Origin of the sequence: Bartonella propinqua, from assembly GCF_047263965.1 — a bacterium.
Classification (GTDB): domain Bacteria; phylum Pseudomonadota; class Alphaproteobacteria; order Rhizobiales; family Rhizobiaceae; genus Bartonella.
The window spans coordinates 25,399-42,774 of the sequence record NZ_JBLEBK010000003.1; the positions used below are offsets into that span (position 1 = coordinate 25,399).

General features: G+C 37.4%; 18 protein-coding genes. 9 read left to right on the forward strand and 9 right to left on the reverse strand.

All coding sequences use genetic code 11. The features are described 5' to 3' along the window. The first annotated feature begins 107 nt into the window (after positions 1–107). The gene (locus ACMFKV_RS03035) at positions 108–1,397 is read left to right on the forward strand and encodes an MFS transporter (protein WP_336287855.1); all 1,290 of its coding nucleotides are present in this window, start codon (positions 108–110) and stop codon (positions 1,395–1,397) included. Here ACMFKV_RS03035 and ACMFKV_RS03040 read toward each other — a convergent pair. Together ACMFKV_RS03040 and ACMFKV_RS03045 are read right to left on the reverse strand one after the other, a co-directional pair. Then, positions 1,394–1,657: a hypothetical protein gene (locus tag ACMFKV_RS03040; protein WP_336287856.1), complete on the reverse strand. Its 264-nt coding sequence runs from the start codon at positions 1,655–1,657 to the stop codon at positions 1,394–1,396. The genes ACMFKV_RS03035 and ACMFKV_RS03040 overlap by 4 nt on opposite strands. A gap of 83 nt (positions 1,658–1,740) precedes the next feature. Next, positions 1,741–2,187 carry a DNA polymerase III subunit chi gene (locus ACMFKV_RS03045; RefSeq protein WP_336287857.1) on the reverse strand — a complete coding sequence of 149 codons (447 nt, stop codon included), beginning with the start codon at positions 2,185–2,187 and terminating at the stop codon, positions 1,741–1,743. A 399-nt stretch (positions 2,188–2,586) separates the two neighbouring features. Here ACMFKV_RS03045 and lptF point away from each other — a divergent pair, with 399 nt between their 5' ends. The 6 genes from lptF (at position 2,587) to rsmA (ending at position 10,117) form a co-directional block, all read left to right on the forward strand. After that, positions 2,587–3,777: an LPS export ABC transporter permease LptF gene (gene lptF, locus ACMFKV_RS03050; RefSeq protein ID WP_336287858.1), complete on the forward strand. Its 1,191-nt coding sequence runs from the start codon at positions 2,587–2,589 to the stop codon at positions 3,775–3,777. Further along, entirely contained in the window at positions 3,774–4,865 is a 1,092-nt protein-coding gene (gene lptG / locus ACMFKV_RS03055; RefSeq protein ID WP_413154469.1) for an LPS export ABC transporter permease LptG, read from the forward strand. Before lptF ends, lptG begins: the two co-directional genes overlap by 4 nt. Beyond that, positions 4,866–7,226, forward strand: a complete 2,361-nt coding sequence (locus ACMFKV_RS03060) for an LPS-assembly protein LptD (protein ID WP_413154470.1) — start codon at positions 4,866–4,868, stop codon at positions 7,224–7,226. Between the two features lie 100 nt (positions 7,227–7,326). Then, a complete protein-coding gene (locus ACMFKV_RS03065; RefSeq protein WP_413154471.1) occupies positions 7,327–8,283 on the forward strand; it encodes a SurA N-terminal domain-containing protein in 957 nt (318 codons plus the stop codon). After that, positions 8,283–9,296, forward strand: coding sequence for a 4-hydroxythreonine-4-phosphate dehydrogenase PdxA (gene pdxA / locus ACMFKV_RS03070; RefSeq protein WP_336287862.1), 1,014 nt, complete (start codon positions 8,283–8,285; stop codon positions 9,294–9,296). Before ACMFKV_RS03065 ends, pdxA begins: the two co-directional genes overlap by 1 nt. Next, complete coding sequence (gene rsmA / locus ACMFKV_RS03075; RefSeq protein ID WP_413154472.1) at positions 9,287–10,117, forward strand: 16S rRNA (adenine(1518)-N(6)/adenine(1519)-N(6))-dimethyltransferase RsmA; 831 nt, start codon at positions 9,287–9,289, stop codon at positions 10,115–10,117. Before pdxA ends, rsmA begins: the two co-directional genes overlap by 10 nt. A 50-nt stretch (positions 10,118–10,167) precedes the next feature. Here the strand turns inward: rsmA and gmk are convergent, their stop codons facing one another. The 7 genes from gmk to ACMFKV_RS03110 form a co-directional block, all read right to left on the reverse strand. Then, positions 10,168–10,833: a guanylate kinase gene (gene gmk, locus ACMFKV_RS03080; RefSeq protein WP_336287864.1), complete on the reverse strand. Its 666-nt coding sequence runs from the start codon at positions 10,831–10,833 to the stop codon at positions 10,168–10,170. A 71-nt stretch (positions 10,834–10,904) separates the two neighbouring features. After that, positions 10,905–12,014 carry an endolytic transglycosylase MltG gene (gene mltG / locus ACMFKV_RS03085; RefSeq protein ID WP_336287865.1) on the reverse strand — a complete coding sequence of 370 codons (1,110 nt, stop codon included), beginning with the start codon at positions 12,012–12,014 and terminating at the stop codon, positions 10,905–10,907. Between the two features lie 84 nt (positions 12,015–12,098). Further along, complete coding sequence (gene fabF / locus ACMFKV_RS03090; protein WP_413154473.1) at positions 12,099–13,361, reverse strand: beta-ketoacyl-ACP synthase II; 1,263 nt, start codon at positions 13,359–13,361, stop codon at positions 12,099–12,101. A 100-nt stretch (positions 13,362–13,461) separates the two neighbouring features. Continuing rightward, entirely contained in the window at positions 13,462–13,698 is a 237-nt protein-coding gene (locus ACMFKV_RS03095) for an acyl carrier protein (RefSeq protein ID WP_332060371.1), read from the reverse strand. A 267-nt stretch (positions 13,699–13,965) separates the two neighbouring features. Then, positions 13,966–14,703: a 3-oxoacyl-[acyl-carrier-protein] reductase gene (fabG, locus tag ACMFKV_RS03100; RefSeq protein WP_336287867.1), complete on the reverse strand. Its 738-nt coding sequence runs from the start codon at positions 14,701–14,703 to the stop codon at positions 13,966–13,968. 19 nt (positions 14,704–14,722) lie between these two features. Further along, positions 14,723–15,667: an ACP S-malonyltransferase gene (fabD, locus tag ACMFKV_RS03105; RefSeq protein WP_336287868.1), complete on the reverse strand. Its 945-nt coding sequence runs from the start codon at positions 15,665–15,667 to the stop codon at positions 14,723–14,725. A gap of 74 nt (positions 15,668–15,741) precedes the next feature. Then, on the reverse strand, positions 15,742–16,329 hold the full coding sequence (locus ACMFKV_RS03110; protein WP_336287869.1) for an undecaprenyl-diphosphatase: 588 nt from the start codon (positions 16,327–16,329) through the stop codon (positions 15,742–15,744). Between the two features lie 359 nt (positions 16,330–16,688). Here ACMFKV_RS03110 and rpsF point away from each other — a divergent pair, with 359 nt between their 5' ends. Together rpsF and rpsR are read left to right on the forward strand one after the other, a co-directional pair. Then, positions 16,689–17,096, forward strand: coding sequence for a 30S ribosomal protein S6 (gene rpsF / locus ACMFKV_RS03115; protein WP_336287870.1), 408 nt, complete (start codon positions 16,689–16,691; stop codon positions 17,094–17,096). Then, a complete protein-coding gene (gene rpsR, locus ACMFKV_RS03120; protein ID WP_336288030.1) occupies positions 17,096–17,344 on the forward strand; it encodes a 30S ribosomal protein S18 in 249 nt (82 codons plus the stop codon). Before rpsF ends, rpsR begins: the two co-directional genes overlap by 1 nt. Positions 17,345–17,376 lie beyond the last annotated feature (32 nt).

Sequence of the window (17,376 nt, forward strand, 5' to 3'; positions counted from 1 at the left end):
GCGCTAGAATCATAACAATACTGACTCGACACTGATCTAAAATTTTTATAGTTATGAAACGTTAGTTTTAAATTTGATTTACTATACACTGAAAGGGACATTTATTCATGTCTACAAGCTCAGAGAAACAAGATATAAGCAAACAAAATTCTCACCACCGAATCTTGTTTGCAAGCCTTATTGGTCCAATAATTGAATATTTCGATTTTTATGTTTTTGGAACTGCTGCAGCTCTTATATTTCCTTATTTATTTTTTCCAGCTCAAGATGATACACTTACCATTTTGCAATCTTTCCTTATTTTCGGAGTAGCCTTTTTTTCACGCCCATTTGGATCAGTTATTTTTGGACACTTTGGGGATAAAATTGGACGCAAAGCAACACTTATCGCAGCTCTTCTTACGATGGGGATATCAACAATTGTTATTGGTATTCTTCCTACTTATGAAACAGCTGGTTGGTGGGCACCTTTTCTTTTAACAATATGTCGGATTGGTCAAGGAATGGGGTTAGGAGGTGAATCAGGGGGAGCCGTTCTGCTTGCAACAGAAAGTGCCCCACCAGAGAAACGTAGCTGGTATGCAATGTTTCCTCAATTAGGCGTTTCCATTGGTTTGCTCCTATCTATCATAGTTTACCTATGCCTGTTTCATTTTCTTAATCATGATGAACTTTTAGCATGGGGATGGCGTATTCCTTTTATTTTTTCAGTTGTCCTCATGATTGTGGGATTATGGGTTCGCCTTTCGATCAATGAAACTGTTGAGTTTAAAAAAACTCTTGAACGTAAAGAGCGTGTCAGTTTACCTATAATGAATGTCTTTTTTAAATGTCCACGGATTTTATTTCTTGGTACATTTGCTGGTATGACAATATTTGTTTTATTTTATCTTATTACCGTATATGCATTAAGTTATTCAGAAAAACATTTACAATTGTCATCTACTCAGACTCTCACGGTAGAAGGCGTCGGTGCTGTTTTTTGCATATTTTTTACCATCATCACTGGAAAAATTGCCAATTATATTAAGCGCAGAACTTTGATAATTTGTGCTACAATCATTATTGGTATCTATTCTTTCGCAATTCCTTACTTCTTGAGCTCTGGAATTATAGGAATTTTTGCAATGTCCATCATTGGTCTATCACTCATGGGAATAGTATATAGTCAGCTTGGGATTGTTTTGGCTTCACCATACCCAACAGAAATTCGATATACAGGCTCTTGTGTAACCTTTAACTTATCTGGTATCGTAGGTGGGGCTCTTGCGCCTTATATTGCAGAATATCTTGTGCAACACTTTGATATTTCCTATATCGGCTATTATTTGCTTCTTTCTTCTTTTATTTCACTCGTTTGCTTCATTGGATTTAGGGATGACGAAATATCTAACTAGGATATTATAAAGGAAAATAAAATAACTGCTGGCAGTAAAAATGCTGCCAGTTTCATTTTCAAAGACATTGGTTGAGGTACACTCAACCATAATATTCCAGCAAATAGTGCACTTAGAAAAAAAAATAAAATATCCGCGATATTGCCAATATAAGCAACAGAAAACATTTGTGAGAGAATATGCGTTGTACCCAACCACGAAACACAAAAAAAAGCTAACATCACAGCCCATATAACAAGCAAAACTCGATCAACAATCATCATCATTCCGTTTGAATATTTTGGTTAAAAACCACATCTTTATTGCTTCCATAAAAAAATTACACTAACAGACGTTACACATATTAAACTTGTTTTTCCCAACCGCGATCTTCTGTCTGCCGCCAATAAGTTAAGGTATGATTTTCCATTTTATATTTTTTCCACTGTACACGAACGAGATTTAGCTCCTCATTATTTCGTCCATCAAAGATCACTACAAGTCGTTGATAAGCATAGATATCTGAGCAAATTGCCCCTTCTGTAAGAAAGCGTATTTTTGAATCATTTGGATTTTCTTGCCCTGTGGTAAGAAACACAGGCTGAAAATTGGGATATTGATCACATTCAGTTCCATGCCCAATAAATGCTTCATCAGCATAAACCCATAAACGAGTATCTATAGCATCACGCCGTTCTTTAGTCACACACTGTATTGTTACCTTACCAAAACGAGCCAATGCACGTTCCACAAGCGTTGGCAAAATATCTTCCAGCGTCGATTGCATCAAATGATAGAAAAGAATATCCACCTTCTTAGCCTTTATCATTCTTTATAAAAGCCAACACCTCTTTGGAGAAGCTTCTATGTCCCCAACACAAAAGAAAATGGTTAAGATATAATGATCCTCTTTTTTCCATATGGGTATCATATTTTATTTCATACGCACTAAAAGATAAATCATCATTTTAAAGTTAACAAAAGGATCTATTTTAATTTACTTTTTAACTTTTTTATACGCCACACTTGAAAATGCAATACAATATATGGCAAAATAAATTAAAGTTGGTAGACTATCTTCTATTTACTGCTTATTTGGCAATAATATGCGTATAATATAAGGCAATTTTTTAATTTTTGTTTTATTTCTAAACTCAAAACATTTAAAGTACCTGCTTTCTAGTTAAAAACTGAGGATATTACCCAGTCTATGCGTATTATTGAGTTATACATTCTAAAACGCGTTATTATTCTGTTTAGTGCTGTAATGATGATAGCCATCGGTATTAGTTGGACAGTGCAAATTCTTGCACGAATCAACTTTCTCACGACAAGCAAACAAACATTTTTAACAGTCTTGCATTTTTCGTTCTCTTTGATTCCTTCTGTTATTTTTCTTGTTATTCCATTTGCATTAGTGATTGCAATTACAACCACCCTTTCAACAATGAATCAGGACTCTGAGCTCACTATCATTAGTGCTTCTGGTTTTCCTAGAAGTACTGTTTGGAAACCGATTTTTCTTCTCGCTGTTATTGCATCATGTGCATCCTTTTTTATAGCTAATTTTGTTGCTCCCCAAGCACGCCTGAATATGCGACAAATGCTAGCAAGCGCTCACTCTGACCTCATTAATCTTTTCATTCGTGAAGGTAGCTTTCAAAAATTAACAAATAACCTTTACATAGAAATTGGTGAACGGAATCCAGATGGAATCCTTAAGCAGCTTTTTATTGCTGACCAGCGCGACCCTAAGACTGATCTTTTTTATTATGCAACCGACGCATCAGTTATTAGTAATACAAGTGGCAATTTTTTAGTTCTCAATAATGGTGAAATAGAAAGAATCAATCATCAAAATGATAGCGTTTCGATTATTCAATTCAGCTCATACACCTTTAACCTAAGTGAATTCACTCCTAATGATAAAACTCCCACCATTTATCCCAAGGATAGACCTCTTTCTTATTTGCTCAATCCTGATCCGACAGACCCCTACTATCAGTATAAACCAATCCAATATAGAGCTGAGTTTCATCGCAGACTTACAGAATGGCTCTATCCCTTTGTTTTTTCATTAATTGCAATAGCAGCAGCAGGAAATGCACACTCATACCGACAAGCACGGATATCAGCAAACTTTTCTGCGATTTCCCTATCTTTGCTGGTTTATTGGGTGGGCTATTTTTTTGCCGAAAAAGCAAAAAGTGATCTCGCATATGTTCCTTTGCTCTATATAATTCCAATAGGAATAATTATGCTTATTTTTTTCATGCTCTTAACAAACCGTAAAATCATCATCTTCGCAAAACTTAATGAAATCATTCAAATATTTCTTAAAAAAATGATAGACAAATTTAAACATCGCAAATCTCAATATCCCTCAGGTGATATGTTATGATTGGATGGACACTTGGACGATATTTCTTTGTGCGTTATCTCAAAACGACCTGTTATTTTTTATTGAGTATTTTTGTCCTCGTTCTTTTAATCGACTTTACAGAAAACTCCAATCGACTAGCGTATCTTCCCCACTACACAACGAAAAATGCGCTTCTCGTCTCACTTCTGCGTATCCCTTTTATCATACAACAAGTCATCCCCTTTATTGCTCTATTTTCCGCAATGGCAATGCTGGTATCGTTTAATCGAAAATCTGAACTTGTGGTTGCTCGTTCAATCGGTGTTTCTGCGTGGCAATTTCTCATGCCTGCTTGTTTTGGAGCTTTTCTTTTTGGATTATTTTCAATTTTTTTCATTAACCCACTTGCCGCATGGGGATCTTCCCAAGCAGAAAAAATAATGACTCAATGGCGTAGTAATAATGTGTTAACATCTCTTACTAACACGCGTATCCCATGGTTTACACAACGCACAAATTCAGGCAGAATAACCATTGGCGCTCGATCTATCACAGATCAAGGACGCTCTCTTATCGATGCAACTTTTGTGCAATACAATGACAATACGACAATTAAGAATTGGATTAATACCAAAAAAGCAACATTAAAAAACGGCGCATGGTTGTTAGCCAGTGGCACAATCTATAAAATAGGACACCCCCCTGAAAAATTTACTAAACTTAAGATAACAACTAATCTAAAACCCGAATTCCTCACTGAACACTTAGCGGATCCCGCGACTATCCCGTTTTACCAATTGCCAACAAAAATCATGATTGCACGTTCATTTGGTTACTCTGCCAACAACTTTGATATGTATTTACAATCGTTGATTGCATTACCAGCACTGCTTGTGGCAATGACTCTCATTGCAGCAACTGTCTCTTTAAATTTTACGCGCTTTGGACAAACTGGAACATTAATTCTTGGCGGTATAACTGCTGGATTTATACTTTATGTCATTTCTGTACTTGTTCAAGCTTTTGGCAACGCTGGATACATTCCGCCAGTCATCGCGGCTTGGACACCAGTTGTAATTGCATTATTTTTGGGAATCTCCTTTTTACTTCATAAAGAGGATGGGTAGGTGAAGCTATTACTCAATGAAAAAATCATTTTAACAAATTTAGGCACCTTAGCTTTAAAGACTGTTATTGGCTTTATTTTAGGTGTGTCTTTATCCTATTATACATTCGCGCAAAATCTTACTACCTTTGCTCAAAATCGCATCCAAAATCCTATAAGCCCTCTCTTGCTATCTGCAAATGAGCTCATCTACAATCGCGATGCAAATACTGTTTCTGCACAAGGCAATGTCCAGATCGAATATGATGGCAATAAAGTTGTCGCCCAAAAAGTCACTTATAATCAAAAAACAGGACGTATTATAGCGCAAGGAAATGTTGAAGTTATTCAAAAAAATGGTAATAAAATTTACTCAAATCAAATTGATATGACAAAAGATTTTGGTGAAGGTTTTGTAAACTCCTTACGCATCGATACAGCTCACAATATTCATTTTGCCGCAGAAAATGCTACACGCAGTGGTAGCCAGATAACAGTCTTTGATAATGCTACCTACACAGCGTGTGAACCTTGCTCTTATAAATCAGACAAAGAAGTCCTGTGGAAAATTAAAGCAAGAAAAATCATATGGAATAGCACCACCAAAACAATTCGGTTTGAAAAAAGCCATTTTGAAATTTTTGGATTACCGATTATACAACTTCCAACTTTTGAGATCTATGACCCAACTGTGAAGCGTGCTAGCGGTTTCCTTATGCCTCATTTTTTTTACAATGGTTACCTCGGCATGGGCATAAAAAATTCCTACTTCTGGAATCTTGCACCTCATTATGATTTTACACTTTCTACTACTGCCTATACCCAACAAGGACTTTTAACCGAAGGTGAATGGCGCCAACGTTTAAAAACAGGCGATTACAATATTCGCTTCGCTCATATATACCAAATGAAACCTCACAACTTTGATAATGACATAATCGATGCACAACATACAAATCGTTATATGTTAGCAACAAAAGGGGATTTTCGCATTAATCCACGCTGGACTTACGGATGGAATATTCTCGCACAATCTGATCGAGATTTTAGCCGTACATATAAACTTGAAAATTACAGTAATCCTACACAACTTTCTCAAATTTATTTGAATGGTCTTGTAGGTAAAAACTACTTTGATATGCGTTTTTACCATTTCCAGATTCAAGATTTGATAGCAAACAGTACCCATCATGAGCGCCACTCTCGGCAAGCATGGATTCTTCCCCATATTAATTATTCTTTTATACCAGATGAATCAGTTTATACTGGATTGCTTACCTTTCATAGCAATATGCAATCAATTTATCGTCGTCATGCTGACTTCAGTTCTACGGATTGGAATAATCACCCGATTGAGGTTGCTCGGCTTTCTGGTATCGCTGGCAATATTTTTCGCTTAACAAACGAGATCGAATGGAAAAAGCGCTTCAACACGCAGGATGGATTAATATTAACCCCTATTCTTGCCTTACGTACTGATATCATTACAACAAATGCACACCAAAATCACGCTGCTCATATAACAAACGACTTCTTATCAGCTATTCGCAGCTCAGCCATTCGTGGCATGGCAACTGCAGGTTTGGAATTACGATATCCCTTTCTTATTACGTCTAATAACTCTACACATATTATAGAGCCAACAGCACAAATTTTTGTGCGCAATAATGAACAATATATTGGACAAACCCCTAATGAAGATGCACAAAGTTTTGTATTTGATGCAACCACTCTATTCCAACGTGATAAATTCTCTGGATATGATCGCGTAGAAGGCGGAACAAGAGCCAATATAGGTTTGAGATATTCTGGAAATTTTAATAATGATTGGTCTTTTGATGCTCTTATTGGGCAATCTTTTCATCTTGCAGGAAAAAATTCTTTTGCAGAAAAAGATTTTGTTAATGTAAGTGCTCATTCTGGCCTTGAAACAACACGCTCAGACTATGTTGCTATGTTTGGCACACATCATAAAAGTGGCTTTTATTTAGAAACTCGTGGACGCTTTGATCAAAAAACAGGAAAAATCCGCCGTAGTGAAATTGAAGCATCACAGAAATGGAAAAATCTTTGGGCAGCAGTGCAATACGCCCATATCCCAAGCCAACCCAATTATGAATATACACAAGATCGCCAAGAAATTTCTTTTCAAGCTGCTATTAAATTGGCTAACTTTTGGTCTATTAATAGCAATGCTGGTTATGATTTAGCATCTGGTATATTCACAAAACGAGGCATCAGTTTGGATTATAAAGATGAATGCTTCAAGCTAACATTTAGCTATCAGCAAGTAACTAACCCAAGTGAAAGAACACCTTTACAAAATTTTAGTTTTTCCCTTTCACTCCGCACAATTTCAGATATCAGTAAATCAGATTTATAAAGATATATATAGAGAGTTTAAGTTATCATTGTTTTTATCAAAAAAAGCGTATATTTTAATGAATTGATGAAATTGATAAACAATGCAAAGGGTTACTTACATGAACAAATTTAAAAATTGTGCTCTTGCCTTATTTTGTATTGCGACTTTAAGCGTAAGCAACTTAATGGTAAGTGAATTTTTTGTTCCACGAGTTTTCGCCCAGACTGTAATTGTTACCATAGTTAATGGCTCTCCTATCACAAATTACGATATTCAAAGACGCATTGCTTTTCTCAAGTTGCAACAAAAACAAGGGGATCTCTCTGCACAGGCTAAGGATGAACTTATAGATGAAGCTCTTAAAAAAATTGAAATAAGGCGTTATAATATTGAAGTGAGTGATAATGAAGTTGAGAGTGCTTTTGAAAATTTTGCAACGCAAAATAATATGAGTATTGACCAACTCAACCAAATTTTGATCCAAACTGACATCACAATACAACACTTTAAGAATTACATTCGTGGACAAATGGGATGGGGGCGTCTTGTTAGCGCGCGCTATCAAGCTGAAACTGGCGTACTTACCGAACAAGATGCTGTACGCAGAGTATTAAAAAATGGTGGTGTAAAACCTTCAACCAACGAATATACGCTCCAGCAAATTATTTTTGTTATTCCTGCGCACCGTCGTTCAGAAATTTTCCAAAGACGTCAAAGAGAAGCAATCAATTTCCGTGCACATTTTCAAGGATGCGCTAACACGAAAAAGCAAGCAAAAGGCATGTTAGATGTTACTATCCGAAATTTAGGAAAATTTTTAGATCCCCAACTTCCCTCAGAGTGGGAACAGGATATTCGTGCAACGCCTGTCGGAAAAATGACCCAACTACGAGAGACATCATATGGCATTGAAGCCCGTGCTGTCTGCCAAATCAAAAGAGTTTCTAATGATTACGTTGCCCGACTCATATTTGCAATTCAAGATAATAAACAGATCAGCCCACAAAAACTTGAAAGTCTAAGCGAAAAATATTTGAAAGAATTGCGACGGGATGCACATATTCAGAATTCATAATGGCTGTAATTATCGTTAGTAGTGGTGATCCTGCTGGCATTGGCCCTGAGGTAGTTATAAAAGCGTGGAAATTGCGTACTACACGTCAAATTCCACCTTTTGCTCTTCTTGCTGATCCAAATGTTATTCGCTCACGTGCCCATTTTTTACAGATCCCTATTGAAATAGAAACCGTCTTTACAAATAATTTTGTGAAAAATTTTCAAAATGCCCTTCCTATAATACCATTAAAAAATCAGCAAAATGATCAAATTGGTTTACCTTCACCAAACAATGCTGCTGGAATAATTGAAGCGATCACACGTGGATTTCAGTTGATTCAAAGTGGCCGTGCATGCTCTTTAGTTACTTGCCCTATCACAAAAAAAAGCCTCTATGATGCTGGATTTAAATTTCCAGGACACACAGAATTTTTAGCCCATTTAGCTCATCAAGCTTCTCATAAATACTATCATCCAGTTATGATGTTATCTGGACCACAATTAAAAACGGTACCAATTACTGTTCATATTCCATTCCATGAAGTTCCTTCACACCTTACTCGCCACTTAATCATTCAAACTGCATTCATTATTGAAAACGACTTAAAAACGCGATTTAGAATAGTTTCACCCCGATTAGCTGTCGCGGGTCTTAATCCCCATGCTGGAGAAAAAGGTGCAATGGGAAAAGAAGAGCTTGAAATTATCGCTCCCGCTGTTGAATATCTTAGAAATAAAGGACTCAATATTGTAGGTCCGCTCCCTTCCGATACAATGTTTCATGAGCGTGCACGAAAAACATATGATGTTGCTCTTTGTATGTATCATGACCAAGCTCTTATTCCTGTGAAGACATTGGACTTTGACACTACTGTAAATATTACTCTAGGATTACCTTTCATTCGAACTTCCCCAGATCACGGAACCGCTTTTGATATCGCAGATAAAGGAATAGCCTCTCCTGAAAGCTTTATTGCTGCTCTTAAACTTGCAAATCAACTTACGAAAAATAGTTTACTACCATGCCGATAGATAATCTACCTCCCTTGCGTGAAGTAATTAATACATATGGATTGCAAGCTTATAAATCCTTGGGACAGAATTTCCTTTTTGATCTCAATTTAACATCCAAAATTGCTCATCAAGCAGGAAATATAGAAGGAAAACCTGTTATTGAAGTTGGTCCAGGACCTGGAGGTCTTACGCGTGCCTTGCTTGCGAAAGGTGCCATCGTAACAGCAATAGAGCGTGATGAGCGATGTTTGCCAGCTCTATTAGATATAGAAAAATACTACCCGCAAAAACTAAAACTTATCTGTAATGATGCACTGAAACAAGATTTTTCAAAGCTTTTTGAAATATCTCCAGAGAAACCACGTATTATTGCAAACCTTCCCTATAACATTGGAACACAACTTTTATTAAATTGGCTTTTAGCTGAACCATGGCCTCCTTTTTATGAATCCATGACTTTGATGTTTCAACGTGAAGTTGCCAAACGTATCATTGCAAAACCTCAATCCCCTCATTATGGGCGTCTTGGTGTATTAACAAGTTGGCGCACCATTGCAAAAATTGCTTTTGATATCCCTCCTCAAGCCTTTATACCATCACCTAAAATAACTTCTTCCGTTGTCCATATTATTCCGCGCGCGCAACCCCTTTCCTGCTCTACACAAAAATTAAGCTTTGTAACAAAAATCGCTTTTGGACAAAGACGAAAAATGCTTCGCCAAAATTTGAAAATTATCGGAGGTGAAGCGCTTTTAGAAAAAGCTGGAATTGATGGAACACGCCGAGCTGAAACATTGTCAATTTCCGAATTTGTGACTTTGGCAAATCTAATAGTTTAAAAAGCTTCCCTTTCTGTTATGTTAACTGCCAGATTTTTAGCAAAACAGATTTAATCAATCTTTTCAGCAATAAGCTGATTAATAAAAGATTGAAGAAAGAAGCACCGCTCACGCTTCATTGTTTCTGCCAAATAAATCGATTTAATAAGTAACAAAGACTGGTTTAAGTCTTCATTAATCACAACATAATCATAAGAGCACCAATGCCGCATCTCCATTCGTGCATTCTTCAATCGCAGATCAATAATATCCTGACTATCTTCTGCTCTACGATATAAACGAGAAATGAGTTCTTTCATTGATGGTGGAAGGATAAAAACAGAGACAGTATCCTCGGGCATTTTCTTTTGAAGCTGCTCAGTACCTTGATAATCAATATCAAATAACATATCTCGACCAGAACTCAACACGCTTTCAACATTTTCACGTAAAGTTCCATAATAATTTCCGTGAACTTCAGCCCATTCAATAAACTCATCTCCATCACGCTTACGTTCAAACTCTTTTTTTGAAATAAAATGGTAATGAAGACCATCTACCTCACTGGGACGTCTTTGCCGTGTTGTCATACTTACAGAGAGTTCTAATTGTCCATCTTTGAGAAGTAATCGAGAAAGAGTTGATTTACCAGCCCCTGAAGGTGAAGAGAGAATAAACAAAAAACCGCGACGCTGACCTACTTTTTTAGCACTCGCTTCACTCTCAAAGGATGTCATAATAGCACTCTACTTTTTTTAAATTTTTCTAAAATTTTGCATCAAAACTTTGGTAATAAATTTTTTTAAATTCAGTGTGCCTGCTTTAATGCACGCCACTTACAAACATTTTTATTATGTTCTTCCAAAGTTTTGGAAAAAACATGCCCACCTGAACCATCAGCTACAAAATAGAGTGCATCACTGCTGGGTAAATGTGCAACCGCTTTCAGAGAATCTCGACCTGGATTCGCAATCGCCGTTGGTGGTAAACCATTAATTTTATAAGTATTATATGGTGTTTCTTTCTCAAGATCTGAGCGATAAATCACACGACCTGATGGCTTCCCTTTCCCACCAAAAAGACCATAAATTACCGTTGGATCAGATTGAAGACGCATACGTTTCGCAAGACGATTATAAAACACTGCAGCAACCTGCGGTCTTTCTGCTGCAATTCCCGTTTCTTTTTCAACAATTGATGCTAATATAATAAACTCTTCAATGGACTTAATTGGTAAATCAGGTGAACGAGTCGCCCATATTGCATTAACTAATTTTGTTTGTCCTTCACTCAATCTCTTTATAATTTCTTTGCGCGTCGTACCCCGAATAAAATGAACAGTATCAGTCATCAAACTGCCTTCTGGAGGCAAAACTTCTGGAAGCTCTCCGATTAAAATGTCATTAGCAGCTAACCGATCAAAAACTTGTTGAACCGTCAAACCTTCAGGCACTGTAAACGTATATTCAATAGATTTACCTTTTACAAGAATATCCATAATATCCCGCATCGAAGCATATGCTGGAATTAAATATTCACCAGCTTTAAGAGATGCTGCTTTTTGATGATAACTCACTCCATAAGTAAAAACATCAGACGATCGAATAAGACCATTTTTTTCAAGAAGTGACGCAATTTCACGGATTCCAGTCCCAGGATAGATAAGAACAACTTTTTCCTCTTCAGCTGTCCCTTTTCCTTCAAAGATACTCTTCCCAATGTAAAGAGGAATAGCTGTGGCTAAAATAACAACCATAATCAGCATCAGAAAAAAATGACCAAGAATGACCAACGGATTACGTAAGATATACGACTTCTTTCGCTGTTCATGCACTGACATATCATCATTATCTACTAAATAATTCGAAGAAGAATTATCTACGTCCTTTAGTGGTCTCACATTTTTCACATCGGACATAACCATCAACCCCAACAACTTTTAGATATTTTTACTCAAATCCTATCATAAATCAGAAACAGAAAATACAAATGAAAATGTTTCCTATTCTCCAAAACGTCGGAATACCAAAGACGCATTTGTTCCACCAAACCCAAAAGAATTGGAGAGAACCGTATTAATTTTTCGTTCGCGCGGTTTATGTGGAACAAGGTCAATTTTTGTTTCAATCGATGGATTATCAAGATTAAGTGTCGCTGGAGCTATATTATCTCGTATGGCTAAAACACAAAAAACAGCTTCAGCCGCACCAGCCGCACCAAGCAAATGTCCAATAGACGACTTCGTTGATGACATAGATATTTGCGGTGCATAATGCCCAAAAACATGCTCAACAGCTTTCAGTTCTATGACATCTGCCATCGTTGATGTACCATGAGCATTAATATAATCAATATCGCTTATATTTACCTGTGCACGCTCAAGAGCCGCTATCATACTGCGCTTTGCACCTTCACCACTCTCAGAAGGAGCTGTAATGTGATAAGCATCTCCAGATAAACCATAGCCAATAACTTCAGCATAAATACGAGCACCACGCTTTTTTGCATGTTCAAGTTCTTCTAAAACAACAATTGCAGCTCCCTCCCCCATAACAAATCCATCACGATCAGCATCATAAGGACGAGATGCCTGTTCAGGAGTATCATTACGATTAGTGGAAAGAGCACGACAAGCAGAAAAACCTGCCAAGGATATCCGATTTATCGGGGATTCAGTTCCCCCTGCCGTCATTACATCTGCATCACCCAATGCAATTAAACGCGCGGCATCACCAATTGCATGTGCACCCGTCGAACAAGCTGTCACAACAGAATGATTAGGTCCACGTAACCCATATTTAATAGATACATAGCCAGACGCAAGATTAATCAAACGCCCTGGAATAAAAAAAGGTGAAACACGTCGTGGACCTTTATCGCGCAGTATATAACCAGCCTCAACAATACCTTCAATGCCACCAATACCTGAACCAATCAATACACCTGTGCGAATCTGTTCTTCATCACTCTTAGGGTACCATCCAGCATCTGCAAGCGCTTGATCAGCAGCTGCCATTGCATAAACAATAAATGAATCAACTTTACGCTGCTCCTTAAGTTCCATATGCAAATCAGCATTATACGTACCATTTGTTCCATCCCCCAAAGGAATACGCGCAGCAATCTGACAAGGCAAATCAGATACATCAAATTCAGTAATGCGCCGAACCCCGCTTTTCCCTTCAAGAAGTCGTTTCCAACTATATTCGACATCACCAGCTAATGGAGACACCAATCCCAAACCAGTAATAACAACACGTCTCATATTTTTAACCTTGAACCGAGAAATTACCTCTTAAAGCCATATTTTTAAATAGCCTTCAAAAATATAGGCAAAAGCATTTTACGCCTTTGCCTTTCAGTAATTATGCAGAAGCTTTATCAATGAACTTTACTGCATCATCAACTGTGAAAATCGTTTCAGCAGCTTCATCTGGGATTTCTACACCAAACTCTTCTTCAAACGCCATAACGAGCTCAACTGTATCAAGACTATCCGCTCCTAGATCATCAATAAAGCTTGCATTTTCCACTACCTTATCTGCATCAACTCCAAGATGCTCCACGATAATCTTTTTAACACGCTCTTTTGTATCACTCATGTTGAAATCCTCGAATTTGTATCATTTTTCTGTAATTGGTTAGCTATATCGGGTCATCTAATCAAACAATAGATCCATTATTTTTAAAATTTTAGCAACGATTTAAAACATCCTGTAGATATCCTAAAAAAAATAAATCAATCTGATATTCCGACATAAACATAAATTGGTCAACCACCATGTTAAACAAACAGGTACATGTTTCCTTTTCACTCGTTATTACTAAAATATTACAGCTTATAAATCAATGTGGAATAAAGCAAATTCTCAGATCATTGCCATACCACCATTGACATGTATTGTTTGACCCGTCACATATTCTGCTTCATCACTTGCTAAATAAACAGCAGCATAGGCTATTTCTTTCCCCATCCCCATACGCTTCATTGGAATTGCCGCCATAATAGTTTCTTTTTGCTTCTCATTGAGTTTATCAGTCATTGCGGACTTAATAAATCCTGGAGCGATACAATTGACAGTAATATTTCGTGATGCAATTTCTTGTGCCAGCGCTTTAGAAAAACCTATTAAACCCGCTTTCGCAGCACAATAATTCGTTTGTCCAGGATTTCCTACAACACCAACAATTGATGTTATATTAATAATCCGTCCATAGCGACGTCGCATCATAGAGTGCGTCAATTCACGTGCTAAAGTAGAAGCAGCTGTCAAATTGATCGCTAATACATCATCCCAATCTTTATCCTGCATACGCACAAAAAGACCATCGCGCGTAATTCCAGCATTGTTAACAAGGATATCAACCCCTCCCATGTCTCTTTCCGCAGCTTTAGCTAATTGCTTAATGGATTCAGGCTCAGAAAGATTCGCGGGAAATACAACAACATCTTGTCCTAAATCTTCAGCTATTTCTTTAAGTTTGTCTTCGCGCGTTCCATGGAGTCCAACAATTGCTCCTTGTGCGTGGAAGCAGCGCGCAATTGCTTCACCAATGCCTCCCGATGCCCCCGTTATAAGCGCTTTACGACCTGTTAATTTAAACATTTTTTAGACTCCTTAAAGATTAAACACCGAGCACTTGTAGTGCTCCTTCTATTTCCTCAGCTGTCCCAATTGTTAATCCCTTTATATCCTTGTTAACACGACGAGCTAGACCTGTTAATACTTTTCCAGAACCAACTTCAAAAAGCGTATCAACCCCATTGGCACTGATCCACTCTATTGTTTCACGCCACCGCACTCGCCCCGTTACTTGTTGCACAAGAAGCATCGCAATACGCTCTGGATCACTTTCTGGTGCAACAGAAATATTTGCAATGAGAGGAACAACTGGAGCCACTTTATTAATAGTCAAAAGTGCATTCTTCATGGCATCAGCAGCAGGTTGCATTAAAGCTGAATGAAAAGGTGCAGAAACTGGAAGAAGAAGCGCACGTTTTGCACCTTTTTTTGACGCAATCTCCACTGCTGCCTCAATTGCCTTTACTTCACCTGAAATAACAATTTGCCCACCACCATTATCATTAGCAATCTGGCATAGCCCTTCTCCTAAAACAGTTTCGCAAATTTTTTCAACATCTTGCTCATCCAAACCAATAATTGCTGCCATAGAACCTTGACCAACAGCAACAGCAGCCTGCATAGCATTTCCACGAATCCGTAAAAGCCTTGCTGTATCGGTAAGACTAAATGTACCAGCAGCACAAAGAGCTGAGTATTCACCTAAAGAATGACCTGCAACAAATTTTACCTTTGATTCTATATTAAGCCCTAAATTTTCCATTACACGAATAATTGCCATAGATACAGCCATCAACGCTGGTTGTGCATTCATCGTCAAAGTTAAAGCATCCGCAGGTCCTTCGAAAATGATATCTGATAATTTTTCACCTAAAGCATCATCTACTTCCTCAAAAACCATACGCGCTGCAACAAATTGTTGTGCAAGCACTTTGCCCATACCAACAAGCTGACTCCCCTGTCCTGGAAAAGTAAATGCTGCTACCATCAGTCACCTCCGAAATTATGCAAAATTATTTACTTTTGATCTTAGTCCATAAATATGAATCAAGATAAAGTAATTTATTTGGAATGAATATCTATCTTAAAGTTATATTTCAACGGCGGAATTTGATATAAAAATTGAGGAAAATACGGCACCATGAATCGGATAACGCCCCAACTTACTCCCCCCCCTAAAATTGCGCCAGCTACAACATCAAAAGGATAATGTACACCGACAAAAACACGCCCCCAACAAATTAAACATAAAAATATCACTGCAAACCTAAAGGCAGTTTTATACCGATAAAAATAAAGACATGCCGTATAAGATGCAATAGTTAAAGCATGATTACTAGGAAAAGAAGCTGTCGCACAATGCTTAATCAAAGGAAATGTGAGATCCACCACAAATGGACGTGGATGAAAATAAACAAGAGAAATGAGATAACCTATAAAAAGAGCCATACAAATGCTCACACAAATGCTTAACGCTACGCATCGTTCCATGATTTTTCCGCAAAACCACAGCATACAAAGATGTGCTGGAATAACATAAATTAAAAATTTTGCACAAAAAATACCAATTAAAACTAAAATCGACCATGATTGATAATTGCCAGCAAGCATTTTAAAAAGCGCAGAATCAATCTGGTTTAAAAAATCCATTTTTATCTCCTTAATTTTAATTATTATAGTTTTAGATCGTCATTTTTTGTGGAACATCCTGCAATATATACAAAATATATTCAAAACTTACTAAATCATATTTTTTATAAGCATGAACTTGCTATTTTTAAAAATAAGCTGTAAACGTCAAACGTTCGTTACCAGCGTTTTGGCTGGGGGTTGAACGGAGGACTGAAAAATAATTCAGTAGGAGATGTGATGTTTCCGGCCTCCCGTATCCTCACTCTCGAATGTCTCGAATTATAAACGCGTCCTTTCTTCTTTGGATCTCCAAAAAAGACAAGTCGCAGAGGCTTTGCGCTAAAACAGGTAAAGTTTAATTGGAGAAAGGCAAAATAATGGCTCTTTATGAACATATATTCCTTGCCCGACAGGATATCGCACCACAGCAAATTGATGATCTTTTGGGTGTCTACAAAGGTGTTATTGAAGCGTACGGTGGAAAAGTTGGGCGTGTAGAAAATTGGGGACTTCGTACCCTTGCTTATCGTATTCGTAAAAACCGTAAAGCTTATTATGTACTGATTAATATTGACGCACCAGCTGCGGCAATTGCTGAAGTTGAACGTCAAATGCGTATCAATGAGGATATTTTACGTTACATGACTATCCGTGTAAAAGAGCATGAAAAAGAAAAATCTGCTATGCTTGCGCGCATGGATCGCAATAATCACGCTGGACAAGATGGAGAACGACCTCGCTCCCCACGTCATCAACGTGAAGATGCTGTAGAAGGAATAGAATGATGACCGATATTAATCAAACAGCAGTGCGTCGTCCCTTTCATCGTCGTCGTAAAACGTGCCCTTTTTCAAGTGCAAATGCCCCAAAGATTGATTATAAAGATGTTAAACTGTTACAGCGTTATATTTCAGAGCGTGGAAAAATTGTTCCTTCACGGATTACAGCTATCAGTCAAAAAAAACAGCGTGAATTAGCTAATGCTATCAAGCGTGCCCGTTTTCTTGGCTTGCTTCCATACGTTATAAAGTAACAAATTGCAGTGCAGCTGAAGTATTTTCAGCT